Annotated in this window: 14 protein-coding genes, 1 tRNA gene and 9 pseudogenes; 15 read left to right on the forward strand and 9 right to left on the reverse strand. The window is 49.9% G+C overall.

Going from position 1 to position 17,032, the window contains the following annotated elements:
- Positions 1-16: 16 nt before the first annotated feature.
- The 6 genes and pseudogenes from ACQGXV_RS33230 to ACQGXV_RS33255 all read left to right on the forward strand — a co-directional run.
- Positions 17-154 (forward strand): annotated as a pseudogene (locus ACQGXV_RS33230) (LysR family transcriptional regulator); the annotation flags it as partial.
- Positions 155-315: 161 nt separating this feature from the next.
- A tRNA-Val gene (locus ACQGXV_RS33235) sits at positions 316-392 on the forward strand.
- Positions 393-579: 187 nt separating this feature from the next.
- On the forward strand, positions 580-948 hold the full coding sequence (locus ACQGXV_RS33240) for a SymE family type I addiction module toxin (RefSeq protein WP_440864401.1): 369 nt from the start codon (positions 580-582) through the stop codon (positions 946-948).
- A 170-nt stretch (positions 949-1,118) separates the two neighbouring features.
- Positions 1,119-1,484 (forward strand): IS630 transposase-related protein, encoded by a 366-nt coding sequence (locus ACQGXV_RS33245; RefSeq protein WP_440862584.1) that lies wholly within the window; start codon positions 1,119-1,121, stop codon positions 1,482-1,484.
- Positions 1,408-1,941, forward strand: coding sequence for an IS630 family transposase (locus ACQGXV_RS33250; RefSeq protein WP_440862665.1), 534 nt, complete (start codon positions 1,408-1,410; stop codon positions 1,939-1,941). The genes ACQGXV_RS33245 and ACQGXV_RS33250 overlap by 77 nt, the downstream gene beginning before the upstream one ends.
- The gene (locus tag ACQGXV_RS33255) at positions 1,902-2,030 is read left to right on the forward strand and encodes a hypothetical protein (RefSeq protein WP_440864396.1); all 129 of its coding nucleotides are present in this window, start codon (positions 1,902-1,904) and stop codon (positions 2,028-2,030) included. Before ACQGXV_RS33250 ends, ACQGXV_RS33255 begins: the two co-directional genes overlap by 40 nt.
- A 31-nt stretch (positions 2,031-2,061) precedes the next feature.
- Here the strand turns inward: ACQGXV_RS33255 and ACQGXV_RS33260 are convergent.
- Positions 2,062-2,441, reverse strand: a pseudogene (locus ACQGXV_RS33260) (transposase); the annotation flags it as partial.
- 322 nt (positions 2,442-2,763) lie between these two features.
- Here ACQGXV_RS33260 and ACQGXV_RS33265 point away from each other — a divergent pair.
- Positions 2,764-2,955: pseudogene (locus ACQGXV_RS33265) on the forward strand (IS5/IS1182 family transposase); the annotation flags it as partial.
- Between the two features lie 93 nt (positions 2,956-3,048).
- Here ACQGXV_RS33265 and ACQGXV_RS33270 read toward each other — a convergent pair.
- A pseudogene (locus ACQGXV_RS33270) lies at positions 3,049-3,726 on the reverse strand (IS256 family transposase); the annotation flags it as partial.
- A 217-nt stretch (positions 3,727-3,943) separates the two neighbouring features.
- Between ACQGXV_RS33270 and ACQGXV_RS33275 the strand changes: the two are divergent.
- The 3 genes and pseudogenes from ACQGXV_RS33275 to ACQGXV_RS33285 all read left to right on the forward strand — a co-directional run.
- Positions 3,944-4,948, forward strand: a pseudogene (locus ACQGXV_RS33275) (IS256 family transposase); the annotation flags it as partial.
- A 33-nt stretch (positions 4,949-4,981) separates the two neighbouring features.
- Positions 4,982-5,347 (forward strand): IS630 transposase-related protein, encoded by a 366-nt coding sequence (locus tag ACQGXV_RS33280; protein WP_440862584.1) that lies wholly within the window; start codon positions 4,982-4,984, stop codon positions 5,345-5,347.
- Positions 5,271-5,804 carry an IS630 family transposase gene (locus ACQGXV_RS33285; RefSeq protein WP_440867440.1) on the forward strand — a complete coding sequence of 178 codons (534 nt, stop codon included), beginning with the start codon at positions 5,271-5,273 and terminating at the stop codon, positions 5,802-5,804. The genes ACQGXV_RS33280 and ACQGXV_RS33285 overlap by 77 nt, the downstream gene beginning before the upstream one ends.
- 56 nt (positions 5,805-5,860) lie before the next feature.
- Here ACQGXV_RS33285 and ACQGXV_RS33290 read toward each other — a convergent pair whose 3' ends face one another.
- Positions 5,861-6,835, reverse strand: a complete 975-nt coding sequence (locus ACQGXV_RS33290; protein WP_440864402.1) for an IS30 family transposase — start codon at positions 6,833-6,835, stop codon at positions 5,861-5,863.
- Positions 6,836-7,050: 215 nt separating this feature from the next.
- Between ACQGXV_RS33290 and ACQGXV_RS33295 the strand changes: the two are divergent.
- A pseudogene (locus ACQGXV_RS33295) lies at positions 7,051-7,338 on the forward strand (transposase domain-containing protein); the annotation flags it as partial.
- A gap of 172 nt (positions 7,339-7,510) precedes the next feature.
- On the opposite strand, the gene ihfB reads toward ACQGXV_RS33295, so the two are convergent.
- The 5 genes from ihfB to serC all read right to left on the reverse strand — a co-directional run bounded on the left by ihfB (position 7,511) and on the right by serC (position 13,085).
- Positions 7,511-7,795 carry an integration host factor subunit beta gene (gene ihfB / locus ACQGXV_RS33300; RefSeq protein ID WP_440864403.1) on the reverse strand — a complete coding sequence of 95 codons (285 nt, stop codon included), beginning with the start codon at positions 7,793-7,795 and terminating at the stop codon, positions 7,511-7,513.
- Positions 7,796-7,895: 100 nt separating this feature from the next.
- Entirely contained in the window at positions 7,896-9,569 is a 1,674-nt protein-coding gene (rpsA, locus tag ACQGXV_RS33305; RefSeq protein ID WP_440864404.1) for a 30S ribosomal protein S1, read from the reverse strand.
- Positions 9,570-9,692: 123 nt separating this feature from the next.
- Positions 9,693-10,382 (reverse strand): (d)CMP kinase, encoded by a 690-nt coding sequence (cmk, locus tag ACQGXV_RS33310; RefSeq protein ID WP_440864405.1) that lies wholly within the window; start codon positions 10,380-10,382, stop codon positions 9,693-9,695.
- A 189-nt stretch (positions 10,383-10,571) separates the two neighbouring features.
- A complete protein-coding gene (gene aroA / locus ACQGXV_RS33315) occupies positions 10,572-11,858 on the reverse strand; it encodes a 3-phosphoshikimate 1-carboxyvinyltransferase (RefSeq protein ID WP_440867775.1) in 1,287 nt (428 codons plus the stop codon).
- A 141-nt stretch (positions 11,859-11,999) separates the two neighbouring features.
- A complete protein-coding gene (gene serC, locus ACQGXV_RS33320; protein ID WP_440864406.1) occupies positions 12,000-13,085 on the reverse strand; it encodes a 3-phosphoserine/phosphohydroxythreonine transaminase in 1,086 nt (361 codons plus the stop codon).
- A 269-nt stretch (positions 13,086-13,354) separates the two neighbouring features.
- Here serC and ACQGXV_RS33325 point away from each other — a divergent pair.
- The 4 genes and pseudogenes from ACQGXV_RS33325 to ACQGXV_RS33340 form a co-directional block, all read left to right on the forward strand.
- Positions 13,355-14,527, forward strand: a pseudogene (locus tag ACQGXV_RS33325) (YcaO-like family protein); the annotation flags it as partial.
- 9 nt (positions 14,528-14,536) lie between these two features.
- Positions 14,537-14,902: an IS630 transposase-related protein gene (locus ACQGXV_RS33330; RefSeq protein ID WP_440862584.1), complete on the forward strand. Its 366-nt coding sequence runs from the start codon at positions 14,537-14,539 to the stop codon at positions 14,900-14,902.
- The gene (locus ACQGXV_RS33335; protein WP_440862665.1) at positions 14,826-15,359 is read left to right on the forward strand and encodes an IS630 family transposase; all 534 of its coding nucleotides are present in this window, start codon (positions 14,826-14,828) and stop codon (positions 15,357-15,359) included. The genes ACQGXV_RS33330 and ACQGXV_RS33335 overlap by 77 nt, the downstream gene beginning before the upstream one ends.
- A 20-nt stretch (positions 15,360-15,379) precedes the next feature.
- A pseudogene (locus ACQGXV_RS33340) lies at positions 15,380-15,751 on the forward strand (30S ribosomal protein S12 methylthiotransferase accessory factor YcaO); the annotation flags it as partial.
- A gap of 18 nt (positions 15,752-15,769) precedes the next feature.
- Here ACQGXV_RS33340 and ACQGXV_RS33345 read toward each other — a convergent pair.
- Positions 15,770-17,002: pseudogene (locus tag ACQGXV_RS33345) on the reverse strand (IS3 family transposase).
- Positions 17,003-17,032 lie beyond the last annotated feature (30 nt).

A 17,032-nucleotide genomic window follows, 5' to 3' on the forward strand; every position in this document is an offset into this window, starting at 1 on the left:
TAAGTCGTTTAGCTATAAAGCGGGCACCCTGACGCGAGTACTGGAGGAATGGTGCTCACAGTTTCCCGGCTAATACCTTTATTATCCGACACGCAAGCAGCACCCTACGGCATTTGCCCTGTTTATCGACGCGATACGCTATCAGAATAAATGACCTACGGGGACGCTCGCAGCACAAACATTCAGCACTCGGTAAAAAAGCGGTAATAAAGCACTTGCCATCACGGGAGGTCAACGCCATAATAGCGCCCACTCCCACAGCGGGGTTGCCAAAAAATGTATCTAATCAACCAATTGATTGATACTGCATACAGTACGACCATAGCTCAGTTGGTTAGAGCACCACCTTGACATGGTGGGGGTCGGTGGTTCGAGTCCACTTGGTCGTACCAATTCTTTTTTTATAGACGGACAGTAATGTCTATAATGCTTTGAAAAAATTCTTATACCTTTTTTATGTCAGATTTTCGAGATATGCACGTATCCAAATTTGTTTGATGCCTCCCCTACTAAGCTTGTGCGTAGCGCCTGCTTGCGAAATTCCTTTTGCGGTTTAAAGCTCGAAAGTGGTTCATCGTTATGGACACTGAAAACAAAGTGGGTATCTCAGCTATCGTCCAGAACCACACATTTCCAAAACCGAGCGCCGCTGCATCACGGGACACCACCTGCAAAAAAGGCGATACATCCATTCCGGCGATAAACCTGTTCGGCAAGTGGCTCAGAGAGCCCGGATTTGACGCTGGCACTGGCGTAACGGTGCGTATCGCTGAGGGCTGCATTGTTTTGATACCTGACAGCGACGAGGTGCAAGCACTTATTCAGCAGACACAGCGGACGGTTAAGCGGATGGTAAGCAAGACGGATAGAATGTGGGACTGCTATTTTTATGACAAGTCAAAAAAGCTCTCTAGGAAGGAGTTAAAATTCTTCCACTGGAGTCTGTAAAGAATTTCGTGTAAATGGCTCCATCGCTTAACCGGAAATCCGATCTCCATACATCAACATGAATTGGCTCATAGCCGGTTTCCAGTCTCTGATTGGTAGGGTCCATTTAGCCGAGATATTATGCAAGGCTAGATATAGCTAAACGACTTAATTTTGATTACATTATTTAAATGAGCTATTCAATTGATTTTAGACGTAAAGTGATATCTACACGGAAAAACGAAGGGTTGAGTATCCGAGAAACAGCGAAGCAATTTCGGATTGGCCCTGCCTCTGTATCGCGTTGGATTAATCAAATAGAGTCAAAAGCATCGACCACGCGTCAGCGAAAGATCGATAAATCCGAGTTGATAAAAGATGTTGAACAATATCCAGATGCTTACCAAAAAGAACGTGCAGAGCGTTTTGGCGTTTGTCAGAAGGCCATTTGGCAAGCGCTTAAAAAGCTGGGATTGACCTATAAAAAAAACTCTACGTCATCCGAAAGCCGACGAAAACGCCCGGCAGGGATTTCAACAAAAAAAACAACAGTATGAAAAAGAAGGTAAACCTATTGTTTTTATTGATGAAAGTGGTTTTTCACACGATGCCCCACGGACTCACGGCTATTCCCCAAAAGGTCAACGGTGTTTTGGCCTGAAGAACTGGGGAGCTAGGGGAAGAACAAATGTTATCGGCGCTTTATTAGGCACAACGCTGTTTGCTATCGGATTATTTGATATCAATATTAACAGCGATGTTTTCTATGCCTGGGTCACACAAGTCCTTATCCCAGTACTCCCTAAAAACAGTGTAATCATGATGGACAATGCCACTTTTCACAAAAAACATAATATTCAACAAGTCATCATCGATGCAGGGTATATGGTGGAGTATTTGCCTACATATTCGCCAGATCTTAACCCAATTGAGCATAAATGGGCACAAGCAAAAAGCAAAAAAAGAGAGATGGGTTGCGATACAGAGAGTTTGTTCTCAGTCCATATGGTGTAATCAAAATTAAGTCGCTTGGCTATACCTTCCAGAGAAGCGATGAGATTATTGACCTGGATACGCTGGTTGCCGGGCTGAAGCTGGGGTAACGGAAATTTCGGCGTTTCCGGCTTAGAACCCCCAATAGCGATAACTGCTTCGGTGAACATTAAAAATACGACACAACGATTTCACTGGATAAAGCGCTCTTAGCTTTTCAACTACCGAGAATTTTTCAGTGAGTCGGACATTAAGAGCGCAGTAGCCTTTTTTAAGATGGCATTCTCCATTTCCAGTCGGTGGATTTTTTTCTTCATTTCTCTGAACTCAATTTGTTCAGGTGTTAATGGCAGACCAGGCGATGTTTTCCCTTGACGTTCTAAACGAAGTGCTCTTACCCACCGGCTAATCGCTGAAAGACTGACGTTCATGGCTTTCGCGGCTTCCTGGTAGGTATAATTTTGGTCAAGGACTAATTTGGCGGTTTCACATTTAAATTCAGCAGTAATTATTTTACTCATTTTGGCACCTATAAAAATTATGAGGTAAGCATATCACCTCTACTTATGTGGCCAAATTCAGTATGCCACTACAACCTGTACGAAACCGAAGCGGAGATGCTCTCCGATGACCCGCACGGATGATACCGGCATACAGCCCCGCCCCATGAAGACGCTGTTTCAGCGCAACAGGGCATGGGCTGACATCATGGAGGCATACCCGCTCCGGCCTTTAGAGATTGAGGTTGTATAGCCAACCGACTTAAAAATGATTACATCCTATGCCCTGATATGCGGCAAGGAAGCATAGCTGGCTGTTATCAAAATAATGTCGCTTGGCTATATGTGGAAAAAGAAAGTGTGTTATCACCGGCGTTCAGTGGCAGAAACAGCGATGTTCCGCATAAAAACTTTGCTGGGTGGCCACCTGAGCCTGCGTGACTACGATGCTCAGGTGGGTGAAGCCATGGCGATGGTCAAAGCGCTGAATCGTATGACGTTGTTGGGTATGCCACACAGCGTCAGGATCGGATAACAGGTGTAGCAGAGGGAGTCATCCTGTCGGCTAATTCTGATTTATTCAACAAAGCCCGATTTATCATCTATCGTGCAATTAAGAGACACAGCCTAGCACCGAGTCATCCGTTGGAAATATTCGTCGCGTTTTCGTTATCTTGCGCAATGAAGCATTTAACGACTCTATCGCGTTGGTGGTGTAGATAACCTTGCGAATCTCCGGCGGAAAATCAAAAATGACGATGAGACGTTCCCAATTATTTCTCCACGATGGGCTGATCGTCGGGAACTGCTCATCCCATTTGGCCGCGAAGGCATCCAGGGCCTCTTCAGCGCCCTCTAGCGTTGCGGAACTATAGATAGTGCGGAGGTCAGCAGCAACGGCTTTACGCTCTTTCCAGCCGACGTAGCGCAGCGAGTTCCGCATCTGATGCACGATGCAGAGCTGTACCCGCGTATGCGGGTAAACAGCTTCAATGGCATCAGGAAAGCCCTTCAGGCCATCGCAGCAGGCGATGAAGATGTCCTGTAGCCCACGATTTTTCAGTTCTGTCATTACAGATAACCAGAACTTGGCCCCATCGGTTTTGGCTATCCATAGCCCCAGCAGCTCTTTTTCGCCCTGGCCGTTGATGCCTAGAGCCAAGTAAACAGACTTGTTGGTCACGGCTCCGCCGTCCTGGCTTTTGACCACAATACAGTCAAGGTAAACAATAAGCGTGTTGCTTAATAGTGAAATAAGGGTGTTTCGGTGATTGAAGTAAATTTTACGCTGTTCTGAGATGGAAATTCCAAAGACCGGCGCTAAGGAGTAAGAAGGTATCATCAATAAAGGGTCTACGATTCCGTAAAATTTGGGTCATGCAACCGAGGCGCTTGATACCCGCGATGGCGTGTTCAAATGTAATACGGATGCCCGAGATTATTTTATTTTCTTGTTTTTGTTCGAGACTGTAAAATAATCTGTGTAAATGGCATTTTGAGGAAAACCTTCAAAGGATAACAAAATGCCTATCAGCAACGAACTTATTGACCAACTGCTTCAAGATTGTCACTCCCCTCAGGATCTGCTGGGTGAATCAGGCCTACTCAAGGTGCTGACTAAAAGACTGGCGGAACGGGTTCTTGAAGCTGAGATGGAGATGCACCTTGGGTATGCTAAGCATGACCCGGCAGGTAATCATTCAGGCAAATCCCGCAATGGCAAGACATCCAAGAGCGTACGTAGCCAAAATGGGGAGATCGAGCTCGATATTCCGCGCGACCGCAACAGTACCTTCGAGCCGACACTGATCGGTAAGCACGAAAAACAGCTTAACGGCTTCGATGACCGCATTATTTCTCTCTATTCCAGAGGGTTATCAACCAGTGATATTCAGGCACACTTTAAAGAAGTCTACGGGGTCGATGTTTCCGCTGGCTTCATTTCTCAAGTGACCAATGCTGTGATGGATGAAGTTAAGCGCTGGCAGCAACGGCCGCTGGATGCGCTTTATCCCATTGTTTACCTTGACTGTATTGTTGTCAAAAGCCAGGACGGCGGAGCCGTGGCCAACAAGTCTGTTTATCTGGCCCTCGGCGTCAACGGCCAGGGCGAAAAAGAGCTGCTGGGGCTATGGATAGCCAAAACTGAGGGGGCCAAGTTCTGGTTATCTGTGATGACAGAACTGAAAAATCGTGGGCTAAAGGACATCTTCGTCGCCTGCTGCGATGGCCTGAAAGGCTTTCCTGATGCCATTGAAGCTGTTTACCCGCATACGCGGGTACAGCTCTGCATTGTGCATCAGGTGCGGAACTCGCTGCGCTACGTCGGCTGGAAAGAGCGTAAGGCCGTTGCTGCTGACCTGCGCACCATCTATAGTTCCGCAACGCTAGAGGGCGCTGAAGAGGCCCTGGATGCCTTCGCGGCCAAATGGGATGAGCAGTTCCCGACGATCAGCCCGTCGTGGAGAAATAATTGGGAACGTCTCATCGTCATTTTTGACTTTCCGCCGGAGATCCGCAAGGTTATAGCTAAACGACTTAATTTTGATTACATTATTTAAATGAGCTATTCAATTGATTTTAGACGTAAAGTGATATCTACACGGAAAAACGAAGGGTTGAGTATCCGAGAAACAGCGAAGCAATTTCGGATTGGCCCTGCCTCTGTATCGCGTTGGATTAATCAAATAGAGTCAAAAGCATCGACCACGCGTCAGCGAAAGATCGATAAATCCGAGTTGATAAAAGATGTTGAACAATATCCAGATGCTTACCAAAAAGAACGTGCAGAGCGTTTTGGCGTTTGTCAGAAGGCCATTTGGCAAGCGCTTAAAAAGCTGGGATTGACCTATAAAAAAAACTCTACGTCATCCGAAAGCCGACGAAAACGCCCGGCAGGGATTTCAACAAAAAAAACAACAGTATGAAAAAGAAGGTAAACCTATTGTTTTTATTGATGAAAGTGGTTTTTCACACTATGCCCCACGGACTCACGGCTATTCCCCAAAAGGTCAACGGTGTTTTGGCCTGAAGAACTGGGGAGCTAGGGGAAGAACAAATGTTATCGGCGCTTTATTAGGCACAACGCTGTTTGCTATCGGATTATTTGATATCAATATTAACAGCGATGTTTTCTATGCCTGGGTCACACAAGTCCTTATCCCAGTACTCCCTAAAAACAGTGTAATCATGATGGACAATGCCACTTTTCACAAAAAACATAATATTCAACAAGTCATCATCGATGCAGGGTATATGGTGGAGTATTTGCCTACATATTCGCCAGATCTTAACCCAATTGAGCATAAATGGGCACAAGCAAAAAGCAAAAAAAGAGAGATGGGTTGCGATACAGAGAGTTTGTTCTCAGTCCATATGGTGTAATCAAAATTAAGTCGCTTGCCCCATTCCCAGTCGAAACGCAACAAAACGGTAGGGCATTATGCCGCCTGTAAGTGCGTTAAAAATACCTCATTTGGAGAACGATAACCCAGCGATTTTCGGCCTCGCGTATTGAGCAGGTGTTCGAGTGCTGCAACCTTGCGATGGGTGACATAATTGAAGTCCGTTCCCTTCGGGTAAAAACGCCGTATCAGCCCGTTGGTATGCTCATTCAACCCGCGTTCCCAGGAATGATATGGCCGGGCAAAGTAGACCGGTGCCCCCATGACTTTTGTAATTTCCCCGTGCTGGGAAAATTCAGAACCGTTGTCAGCAGTCAGGGTTTTAAACTCGCAGAAGGTATTGGCAACGATGTCCCTGAAGGCCGCTACCACTGTCTCTGCTCGCTTGTTGGGCAGTTTGCGAATGATGACCAGCTTGACGGCTTTATCGACCACCGTCAGCAGGAATGATTTCTGATCTTTGCCAAAGATGGTGTCAATCTCGAAATGCCCGGGTTCCTGCTTGAGGTCAGCAACGGCCGGCCGCTGCTCAATGCCAACACGGTTGGGAATAGGACCGCGTTTGTTCTCATCGGTCTGATAGTTATACCGTTTACCCCGATGAGGGAGCTGCTGATACAGCTCACCGCCGGCCCGGCGCTCCTGCTGGATATAGCGATAGAGCGAGTTCTTGCTGACGGACAGGCCAAATTCCAGGACCAGGCGCCCACTGATGACCTCAGGTGAGGTGTGGGTAGACAGCGCCGTTCTGATAAAGTCCTGAATGTGCGGTTCAAGCTGGTTAATCACGCTGTCCGGCCGTGTTTTCTGCCGCCGCCCTCTGGCCAACGTTTCGGCCCTTCTGCAGGAATAGACCCCGTTGAAAGCGGCGTCGGTATTGCGTCTGAGTTCCCTGCTGATGGTAGAACGAGGAAGCTCCAGTTCCCGGGCGATGGTGGCCTGGTTAACCCCATCACCACGCCGTTTTTCGATGTAGAACCGCTCTTTGTGAGTCAGATGTTTTCCCTGCATGCAACGGGATCTCCAGTAGGGCCAGAACGGTGATTTTATCCGGGTCTGGCCAGTGGGTCACTTTGTTGCATTTTGACTGGGAATGGGGCCTTGGCTATATCTCGTAACAACCGCTCTTTGTTGATCATTTCAAACCTTTATTCTCTAAGTTAAACCTCTTTTTATTCTCAATAGCCTGACAAAAAATGCAAGTCTCTATTCAGCAACTAGTTTAGTGGGATGCGCTGAACCTGTACTGCAGCAACGGCTGGGCGGAAATCGACAACAACATCGCGGAGAACGCACTGCGCGGTGTTGCCCTGGACCGGAAAAACTGGCTGTTCGCCGGTTCAGACGCGGGCGGTGGGCGTGCTGCCGTGCTGTACTCGCTGATCGGCACCTGCCGGCTGAACGGTGTGGAACCGGAAGCGTGGTTGCGCTATGTGCTGGGGCATATCCAGGACTGGCCGGTGAACCGGATCCGGGATCTTCTGCCGTGGAAAACCGATCTTAAATCTGTATAGGCGTCAATACGGTCTATATGTGACGCTTACGCAATATTGGCAACGATTGCAAGATAGTTAAGTTTAGCGGCAATAAAAAAGGCACCCTTTAACAGGTGCCTTTTGGAAAAGCTGGACATTACAGTCTATTGCAAGTAATACCACGGTGTTCCGTACAAATTATCTCGGCGTATTAGCCATAAATATTTGCACGATCGCGCAGTTCTTTACCCGGTTTGAAGTGAGGAACGTATTTACCTTCCAGCTCCACCTTTTCACCGGTTTTCGGATTGCGCCCAACGCGTGGTGCACGGTAGTGAAGTGAAAAACTCCCGAACCCTCGGATCTCAATGCGATCACCATCAGCCAGCGTTGCCGCCATCCGCTCTAGCATCTCTTTCACTGCATCCTCAACCACCTTGGCCGGGATATGAGATTGCTGTCCAGCAAGTCTTTCGATCAGTTCAGACTTGGTCATAATTCCTCCAAGTGCGTGGTTATATCAATATTGGATAGCCACGATTGACTTACTACCGTAACAGAATGAGCCAGCCACATGGCCGACTCATCCCACCCTATTACTCGCCTTTAGCTGCTTTGAACGCTTCAGCCATTGCGCTGGAGAAGTTACCTTCTTCCTGTTTGTTGTTTACGGTAGCGATAGCGTCTTTCTCATCCGCTTCGTCTTTAGCACGTACAGACAGGCTTACAACACGGTTTTTACGATCAACACCGGTGTATTTGGCTTCAACTTCATCACCAACGTTCAGAACCAGCGTAGCGTCTTCTAGACGGTCACGCGAAGCTTCAGAAGCACGCAGGTAACCTTCAACGCCATCGGCTAATTCAACTGTAGCACCTTTTGCGTCAACAGCAGTGACTTTACCCGTTACGATCGCACCTTTTTTGTTCAGTGACAGATAGTTATTGAACGGGTCTTCCGCCAGTTGTTTAACGCCCAGGGAGATACGCTCGCGCTCTGCGTCAACTTGCAGAACAACAGCGGCGATTTCATCACCTTTCTTGTATTCGCGAACTGCTTCTTCTCCAGCCACGTTCCAAGAGATGTCAGACAGGTGTACCAGACCATCGATACCGCCATCCAGACCGATGAAGATACCGAAGTCAGTGATAGACTTGATCTTACCTTCTACTCGGTCACCCTTGTTGTGGGTTTCAGCGAACAGCTGCCACGGGTTGAATTTGCATTGTTTCAGGCCCAGGGAGATACGACGACGTTCTTCGTCGATATCCAGAACCATAACTTCAACCACATCGCCCACGTTAACCACTTTGGACGGATGGATGTTTTTGTTGGTCCAATCCATTTCGGATACGTGTACCAGACCTTCAACGCCTTCTTCGATTTCTACAAAGCAGCCGTAATCAGTCAGGTTGGTTACACGACCGGTCAGACGGGTGTTTTCCGGGTAGCGCTTAGCGATAGCAACCCACGGATCCTCGCCCAGCTGTTTCAGGCCCAGAGACACACGAGTACGTTCGCGGTCGAACTTCAGCACTTTTACAGTGATCTCATCGCCAACATTGACGATTTCGCTCGGATGCTTAACGCGTTTCCACGCCATATCAGTGATATGCAGCAGACCATCAACGCCACCCAGGTCAACGAATGCACCGTAGTCAGTGAGGTTCTTAACGATACCTTTAACTTCCATGCCTTCTTGCAGGTTTTCCAGCAGTTGATCGCGCTCAGCGCTGTTCTCGGATTCGATAACCGCACGGCGGGAAACGACAACGTTGTTGCGTTTCTGATCCAGCTTGATCACTTTAAACTCAAGCTCTTTGCCTTCCAGGTGCAGCGTATCGCGAACCGGGCGAACGTCAACCAGAGAACCCGGCAGGAACGCACGGATGCCGTTCAGTTCAACCGTGAAGCCGCCTTTCACTTTACCGTTGATAACACCTGTAACGGTCGCAGCTTCTTCGTAGGCTTTTTCCAGCATCAGCCAGGCTTCGTGGCGTTTCGCTTTTTCACGAGACAGCAGGGTCTCGCCGAAACCGTCTTCTACCGCGTCCAGGGCAACGTCAATTTCGTCACCCACCTGGATTTCGAGTTCGCCTTGTGCGTTTTTGAATTGCTCTACCGGAATGGCAGATTCAGATTTCAGACCGGCGTCAACCAGTACGACATCTTTATCAATAGCAACGACAACTCCGCGAACGATGGAACCCGGACGAGTTTCGATTTCTTTCAGCGATTCTTCAAAGAGTTGAGCAAAAGATTCAGTCATGTTGTTAATCTTAAGGGTTTCAATTTAACGTCCATCTGGCATCCTGCTTGATGGGGTTGTATCACATGCCCTGCTGTTATCCTTACAACAAGGTTAAAAAAACAATGCTATACCGCGCCTCAATCAACCCTGTGATTGAGCAAGGATTTTACGCGCATAAGTGAGCGATTTCGCAATAACATCATCAATAGACATATCGGTCGAATCCAACACCAGCGCATCTGCGGCAGGGACTAGCGGTGCTACCGAACGATTACGATCGCGCGCATCCCGTTCTTTTATCTCGGACAAAAGACGTTCAAAGTTAACATTAAAACCTTTTTCCTGCAACTGTAGCATGCGTCGTTGTGCACGTTCTTCCGCGCTGGCATCCAAAAAAATCTTCACAGGTGCATCGGGGAACACCACGGTTCCCATATCGCGGCCGTCCGCCACCAATCCCGGCGCATCACGAAATGCGCGCTGACGGCGCAATAAAGCTTCTCTCACACGCGGAAAAGCGGCTGCCTGCGAGGCGGTATTACCGACCGTTTCATTACGAATTTCGTTACTGACGTCCTCGCCTTCCAGAATCACTTTCAGTTGCCCGTCTTCAGCAACGAAGCGTACATCAAGGTGCGACGCCAGCGGCACTAACGCTTCTTCCGAACCGATATCAACCTGATGATGCAAGGCAGCCAACGCGAGTACGCGATAAATCGCACCCGAGTCCAACAAATTCCACTGCAATGTTTCTGCCAACGCCTTGCACAGCGTTCCCTTGCCTGCGCCACTCGGCCCATCAACCGTAATTACCGGTGCCGTTACCGCCATCTCTTTCTCCTATTACTCGGGTCAACCGCGAGGTCTGTTACGACTTACGGTGCCTCATTATTATACGCGCCAACGAGCAAAACCGTTAATCTAACACCCGGAGAAAGATAAAATTTCAGAAGATGCCTTGCAAAACTGAGGGCGGGTTTATGCCCGCCCTACAGGAAAAGCGCAACCACTGTCCGGTTATTAACCGTGGCTTAGACGCGCCAGCTGTTGAAAATAGTCCGGAAAGGTTTTTGCCGTGCATTTGGGATCGAGAATGGTCACGGGCGTATCCGATAATGCCACCAGTGAGAAACACATCGCCATACGGTGATCGTTGTAGGTGCCAATCTCGGCAAAACGTAACTGAGGTGCAGGTGTAATGCGAATATAATCGTTACCCTCTTCCACCGTGGCACCGACTTTGCGCAGTTCCGTCGCCATGGCAGCAAGACGGTCGGTCTCTTTTACCCGCCAATTGTAGATATTGCGCAGCGTTGTGGTGCCCCCCTCGGCAAACAGTGCTGCCGTGGCGATGGTCATGGCCGCATCGGGAATATGATTCATGTCCATATCAATGGCGTGCAGCTCAGCGCGCTGACACTCGATATAGTCATCGCCCCAGCGGATAATAGCACCCATTTTTTCCAGCACATCAGCAAACCGGATATCGCCTTGCACGCTGTTACGTCCCACGCCAGTAACACGGACCGTGCCGCCTTTGATAGCCGCCGCCGCCAGAAAATAGGACGCGGAGGAGGCATCCCCTTCGACCAGATATTCACCCGGCGCACGGTATTGCTGGTTGCCCTGTACGCTGAAGTGCTGGTAATGCTCGTTATGCACCTCGACGCCGAAATCTTTCATCATGCGCAGCGTGATATCGATATAGGGTTTGGACACCAGATCGCCTTTGATACTGATGCGGGTGTCTTTACCCGCCAACGGCGCTGTCATCAGCAACGCGGTCAGGAACTGGCTGGAGACGCTACCATCCACGGCAATCTCACCGCCCTGGAAGCCACCGTGCAGGCGCAATGGCGGATAGTTGGTCTGTTCAAGGTAATCGATGGTCGCGCCGCCTTGGCGTAGCGCATCCACCAGATGACCGATCGGTCGCTCTTTCATACGCGGCTCGCCGGTCAAGACAATATCGCCCTGCGTCAAGCACAGCGCGGCGGCTAGCGGGCGCATCGCCGTGCCCGCATTGCCGAGAAACAGTTCTAACGGTTGCGACGCGGTGAACGGCCCACCGATACCGGTGACGTCGCACTCGGTGCGGCTGGGCGAAAGCTGATATTGCACGCCTAACGCCTGTAACGCGTCCAGCATATGGCGAACGTCATCGCTATCGAGCAGATTTTTCAAACGCGTCGTCCCCGTTGCCAATGCGGCCAGCAACAACGAACGGTTAGAGACACTTTTCGAACCGGGAAGGTTAATCACACCATCGATCAGGGAAATAGGCTGTAGGGTAAGGGATTCCTGCATGTAACTCTTAACTCCGGTCATCAACATAAGAAACCCCGGTGCAAACCGGGGCTTACTGGAAACAGGTTACCGCTTTGCGGGCAGCGGCAACGATACAACCTGCAACGTCGCGGACAAACCACGACGTCACTCGCGGCGGTATTAGCCGTGGCGACGTTCAAAATCCGCCATAAACGCGGTCAGCGCCTGCACGCCTTCCAGCGGCATTGCGTTGTACAGTGACGCACGCATTCCACCCACCACGCGATGGCCTTTCAGCGCATGCAACCCTGCCGCTTTGGACTCTTCCAGGAACAGCTTATCCAGCGCGTCGTCACCGAGCAGGAACGGCACGTTCATGCGCGAGCGGTTGGCGGCCAGCACGTCGTTACGGTAGAAATCGCTGCTGTAGATAGCGCCGTAGAGGTGATCCGCTTTCTCACGATTGCGTTTTTCCATCTCCACCAGGCCACCATGTTCTTTCAACCATTTGAACACCATGCCAGAAAGGTACCAGGCAAAGGTCGGCGGTGTGTTGTACATGGAGTCATTGTCCGCCAGGATTTTGTAATCCAGTACCGACGGCAGCACGCTACGGGATTTACCCAGCAGGTCCTCGCGCACAATCACCAACGTCAGCCCCGCTGGGCCAATGTTTTTCTGCGCACCGGCATAAATCACGCCGAAACGGCTGACATCTATCGGACAGGACAGGATGCTGGAGGAAAAGTCAGCGACCACAATCTTGTCGCCAAAGTCAGGGGTTTCCTTAATTGCCAGACCGTCAATGGTTTCATTCGGGCAGTAGTGCACAAAAGCCGCATCGTCAGACAGTGCCCATTCACGCATCGGTTTGGCTGCACGCAGGCCGTCAATGCGGGTTTTCACGTCGATAACGTTCACTTTGCAATATTTTTCCGCTTCATTGATCGCACTGTGCGCCCAATAGCCGCCGTCGATGTAGTCTGCTTTATCGCTGTCACCCAGCAGGTTAAGCGGTACGGCAGAAAACTGCGCGCGTGCGCCGCCTTGGCAAAACAGCACTTTGTAGTTGGAGGGGATCTTTAACAGATCCCGCAAATCCTGTTCGGCTTCCGCCGCCACCTGCATAAACTCTTTACTGCGGTGGCTGATTTCCATTACGGAGGTTCCCAGCCCACGCCAGTTACATAACTCTTGCTCGGCACGACGCAGCACTTCAACAGGCAGCATGGCTGGACCGGCGCTAAAATTGAAAACTTGTGTCATTTCCCCTCACCACGTATTTAGTACGACTATTTTTAACGTTTCGTCTGTTTTACAGCGATAATTATGATTCTTTGCAACAACCACACTGGCTTTTTGCAGCAGCCATCATGGTTTTTTGCAGCAACCGTCATCATTTGTTTTTATCACTGGCTCCTTCTCGCTGCAATCCTTATTACGCTTTCCCGTATAAAACCCGCACGGCGACAGCGTGGAGTTGTCCGTGAAAAATCCGTATGATGCACATCCCATAAAAGAGAAAAGTGACAATCATGAGCCAAACGTTCATCCCAGGCAAAGACGCCGCCCTGGAAGACTCCATCGCCCGTTTTCAACAACAACTCCGTGACCTGGGGTTCAACATCGAAGAAGCCTCCTGGCTGAATCCGGTGCCTAACGTCTGGTCCGTGCATATTCGCGACAAAGATTGCCCACTGTGCTTTACCAACGGCAAAGGCTCCAGTAAGAAGGCCGCCCTGGCTTCAGCCTCAGGTGAATATTTTGAGCGTCTTTCCACCAACTACTTCTTTGCCGATTTCTATCTCGGCAAGTCAATCGCGAACGGCGATTTTATACACTACCCGAACGAGCAGTGGTTCCCGCTGCCGGATGATGACAGCCTGCCGCCAGGGATTCTGGATGATCACCTGCGCGCCTTTTACGATCCTGACAACTAATTGAGCGCCAGCATGTTGGTGGATCTGCAATCCGGCAACGATGAATGCGGCATCTGCGCCCTGCCGTTTACCCGTCAATCCGATGACACCACGGTCTACATCCCGATGAATATCATCGGCAACCTCTACGTCTCCAACGGCATGTCCGCCGGCAACACCGCCAATGAAGCGCGTGTACAGGGGTTGTCTGAGGTGTTCGAACGCCACATCAAAAACCGCATTATTGCCGAGGCCATCAGCCTGCCGACCATCCCAGACAGCGTGTTACAACGTTATCCCGGCGTAGTGGAAGCCATCGCTACGCTGGAAAAAGAAGGGTTCCCGATCCTTGCCTATGACGCGTCGCTGGGCGGTAATTACCCGGTGATCTGCGTGGTGCTGTTTAACCCCAGCAATGGCACCTGCTTCGCCTCCTTTGGTGCGCACCCGGATTTCGGAGTCGCGGTGGAGTGCACCGTCACCGAACTGCTGCAAGGACGCGGGTTGAAAGATCTTGATGTCTTTACCCCACCAAGTTTCGATAATGACGATGTGGCGGATCATGCCAATCTGGAAACCCACTTTATCGATTCCAGTGGTTTGATCTAGTGGGATTTGTTTAAAACCGACGCAGATTATCCCTTTGTCGACTGGAGCTTTACAGGCAGCACCGAGCAGGAATTTGCTACCTTGATGGCCATTTTCCATAAAGAGCACAAAGAGGTGTATATCGCCGACTACGAGCACCTGTCTTGCCGCATTATAGCTAAACGACTTAATTTTGATTACATTATTTAAATGAGCTATTCAATTGATTTTAGACGTAAAGTGATATCTACACGGAAAAACGAAGGGTTGAGTATCCGAGAAACAGCGAAGCAATTTCGGATTGGCCCTGCCTCTGTATCGCGTTGGATTAATCAAATAGAGTCAAAAGCATCGACCACGCGTCAGCGAAAGATCGATAAATCCGAGTTGATAAAAGATGTTGAACAATATCCAGATGCTTACCAAAAAGAACGTGCAGAGCGTTTTGGCGTTTGTCAGAAGGCCATTTGGCAAGCGCTTAAAAAGCTGGGATTGACCTATAAAAAAAACTCTACGTCATCCGAAAGCCGACGAAAACGCCCGGCAGGGATTTCAACAAAAAAAACAACAGTATGAAAAAGAAGGTAAACCTATTGTTTTTATTGATGAAAGTGGTTTTTCACACGATGCCCCACGGACTCACGGCTATTCCCCAAAAGGTCAACGGTGTTTTGGCCTGAAGAACTGGGGAGCTAGGGGAAGAACAAATGTTATCGGCGCTTTATTAGGCACAACGCTGTTTGCTATCGGATTATTTGATATCAATATTAACAGCGATGTTTTCTATGCCTGGGTCACACAAGTCCTTATCCCAGTACTCCCTAAAAACAGTGTAATCATGATGGACAATGCCACTTTTCACAAAAAACATAATATTCAACAAGTCATCATCGATGCAGGGTATATGGTGGAGTATTTGCCTACATATTCGCCAGATCTTAACCCAATTGAGCATAAATGGGCACAAGCAAAAAGCAAAAAAAGAGAGATGGGTTGCGATACAGAGAGTTTGTTCTCAGTCCATATGGTGTAATCAAAATTAAGTCGGTTGGCTATATCGTGCCGGGGATGTCCGACATTTATCCGGCAGACGATCTGCTGCTGGCAAACAACAAGATGGGTGTTCATCTACGCGAGACCATCCTCTCTCTGCCCGGTAGTCAATGGGAAAAGCAGGCCTATCTCGATCTGATTGCTCAGTTGGATGATGAAGGTTTTGATGACTTCACCCGCGTGCGCGAACTGCTGGGGCTGGCAACCGGCAAGGATAACGGCTGGCTCACGCTGCGCATCGGTGAATTGAAAGCCATGCTGGCGCTGGCAGGCGGCGATCTGGAACAGGCCTTAATCTGGGCAGAATGGACGCAGGATTTCAACGGCTCCGTCTTCAGTCCGTCGCACAGCAACTATTACCGCTGTTTACAGATGCACTGGTCAAGTAAATCAGGACACTTTTTTCTCAGCCATTTGTTCATAACGCACCGGAGACAGATCCCCCTTAGCGGCATGATGCCTGTCTAGGTTGTAGTAGCGGATATACGTCGCCACATATAGCTAAGCGACATTATTTTGATAACAGCCAGCTATGCTTCTTTGCCACATATCAGGGCATCGGCTGTAATCATTTTTAAGTCGGTTGGCTATACTGCTCCATGTAAGCCCGTGTTGGCTGGGGTACCAGCAGCAACCATTCATGTTTCAGACTGCCCCAGAAGCGCTCCATCACCGCATTATCCCAGCAGGCACCCACGTCTCCCATACTGCTCCTCAGCCTGTAGCTGCTCAGCAGCGCCTGAAAGCGTTGTCCCGTGTACTGCGTCCCCCTGTCCGTATGCACCACCAGGCCCGGCGGGGGAGTTCGCAGGTTATATGCCTTCATCAGGGCCCCGCAGACCAGCGATGAGGTCATCCGTCTGTCCACCTGCCAGCCCACTATCTGCCGGGAGTACAAATCCATAATAGCCGTCAGATACAGCCAGCCTTCACCGGTCTTCAGATACGTGATGTCACTCGCCCACACCTGATTTGGCCCCGGCGGGTTAAAATTCTGGTTCAGCAGGTTTGGGGCCACCTCTGCACCCGGGCGGGGTTTTGTCGTGACCTTATAAGTCCGGCGCTGTCGGCAGACCAGCCCCTCTTCCTGCATGAGTTTCCTCACCCGCCAGCGGCTGATTATGATGCCTTCTCCACGAAGCCTTTTGACCAGCGTCCGGCTTCCTGCTCCCTGCCTGCTGGCGGCGAACAGCGCCTTTAACCTGACCCGGACCTCCACGTCTTTTTGCAGCGGTTCGGCGGGCTTTTTTCGCCATGCATACCAGGCAGAGGCCGTCACACGCATGACCCGACAGAGTGTACGAACGCTGAAGTCAGTGGCATTGTCGAGAATGAACCGGTATCTCACGACATATGTTTCGCGAAGAAGGCACTCGCCTTTTTTAGTATCTCCTTCTCTGTACGTAACTCTTTGTTTTCCTTTTGTAACCGTTTTAACTCTGCACGTTCATCATCGCTGAGTACGCCGTTGCTCTGCTCGCGTGCCAGCGAGACCCATGTATGCAGGGTTTTGTTGCTTATGCCCAGCGATGCTGCTGCCCTGGCTATCGTATAGCCCTGCTCTGTTACCAGGGCAACGGCCCCATTCCCAGTCAAAATGCAACAAAGTGACCCACTGGCCAGACCCGGATAAAATCACCGTTCTGGCCCTAC

The organism is Symbiopectobacterium purcellii (genome assembly GCF_052050035.1).
GTDB classification, from domain to species: Bacteria; Pseudomonadota; Gammaproteobacteria; order Enterobacterales; family Enterobacteriaceae; genus Symbiopectobacterium; species Symbiopectobacterium purcellii_A.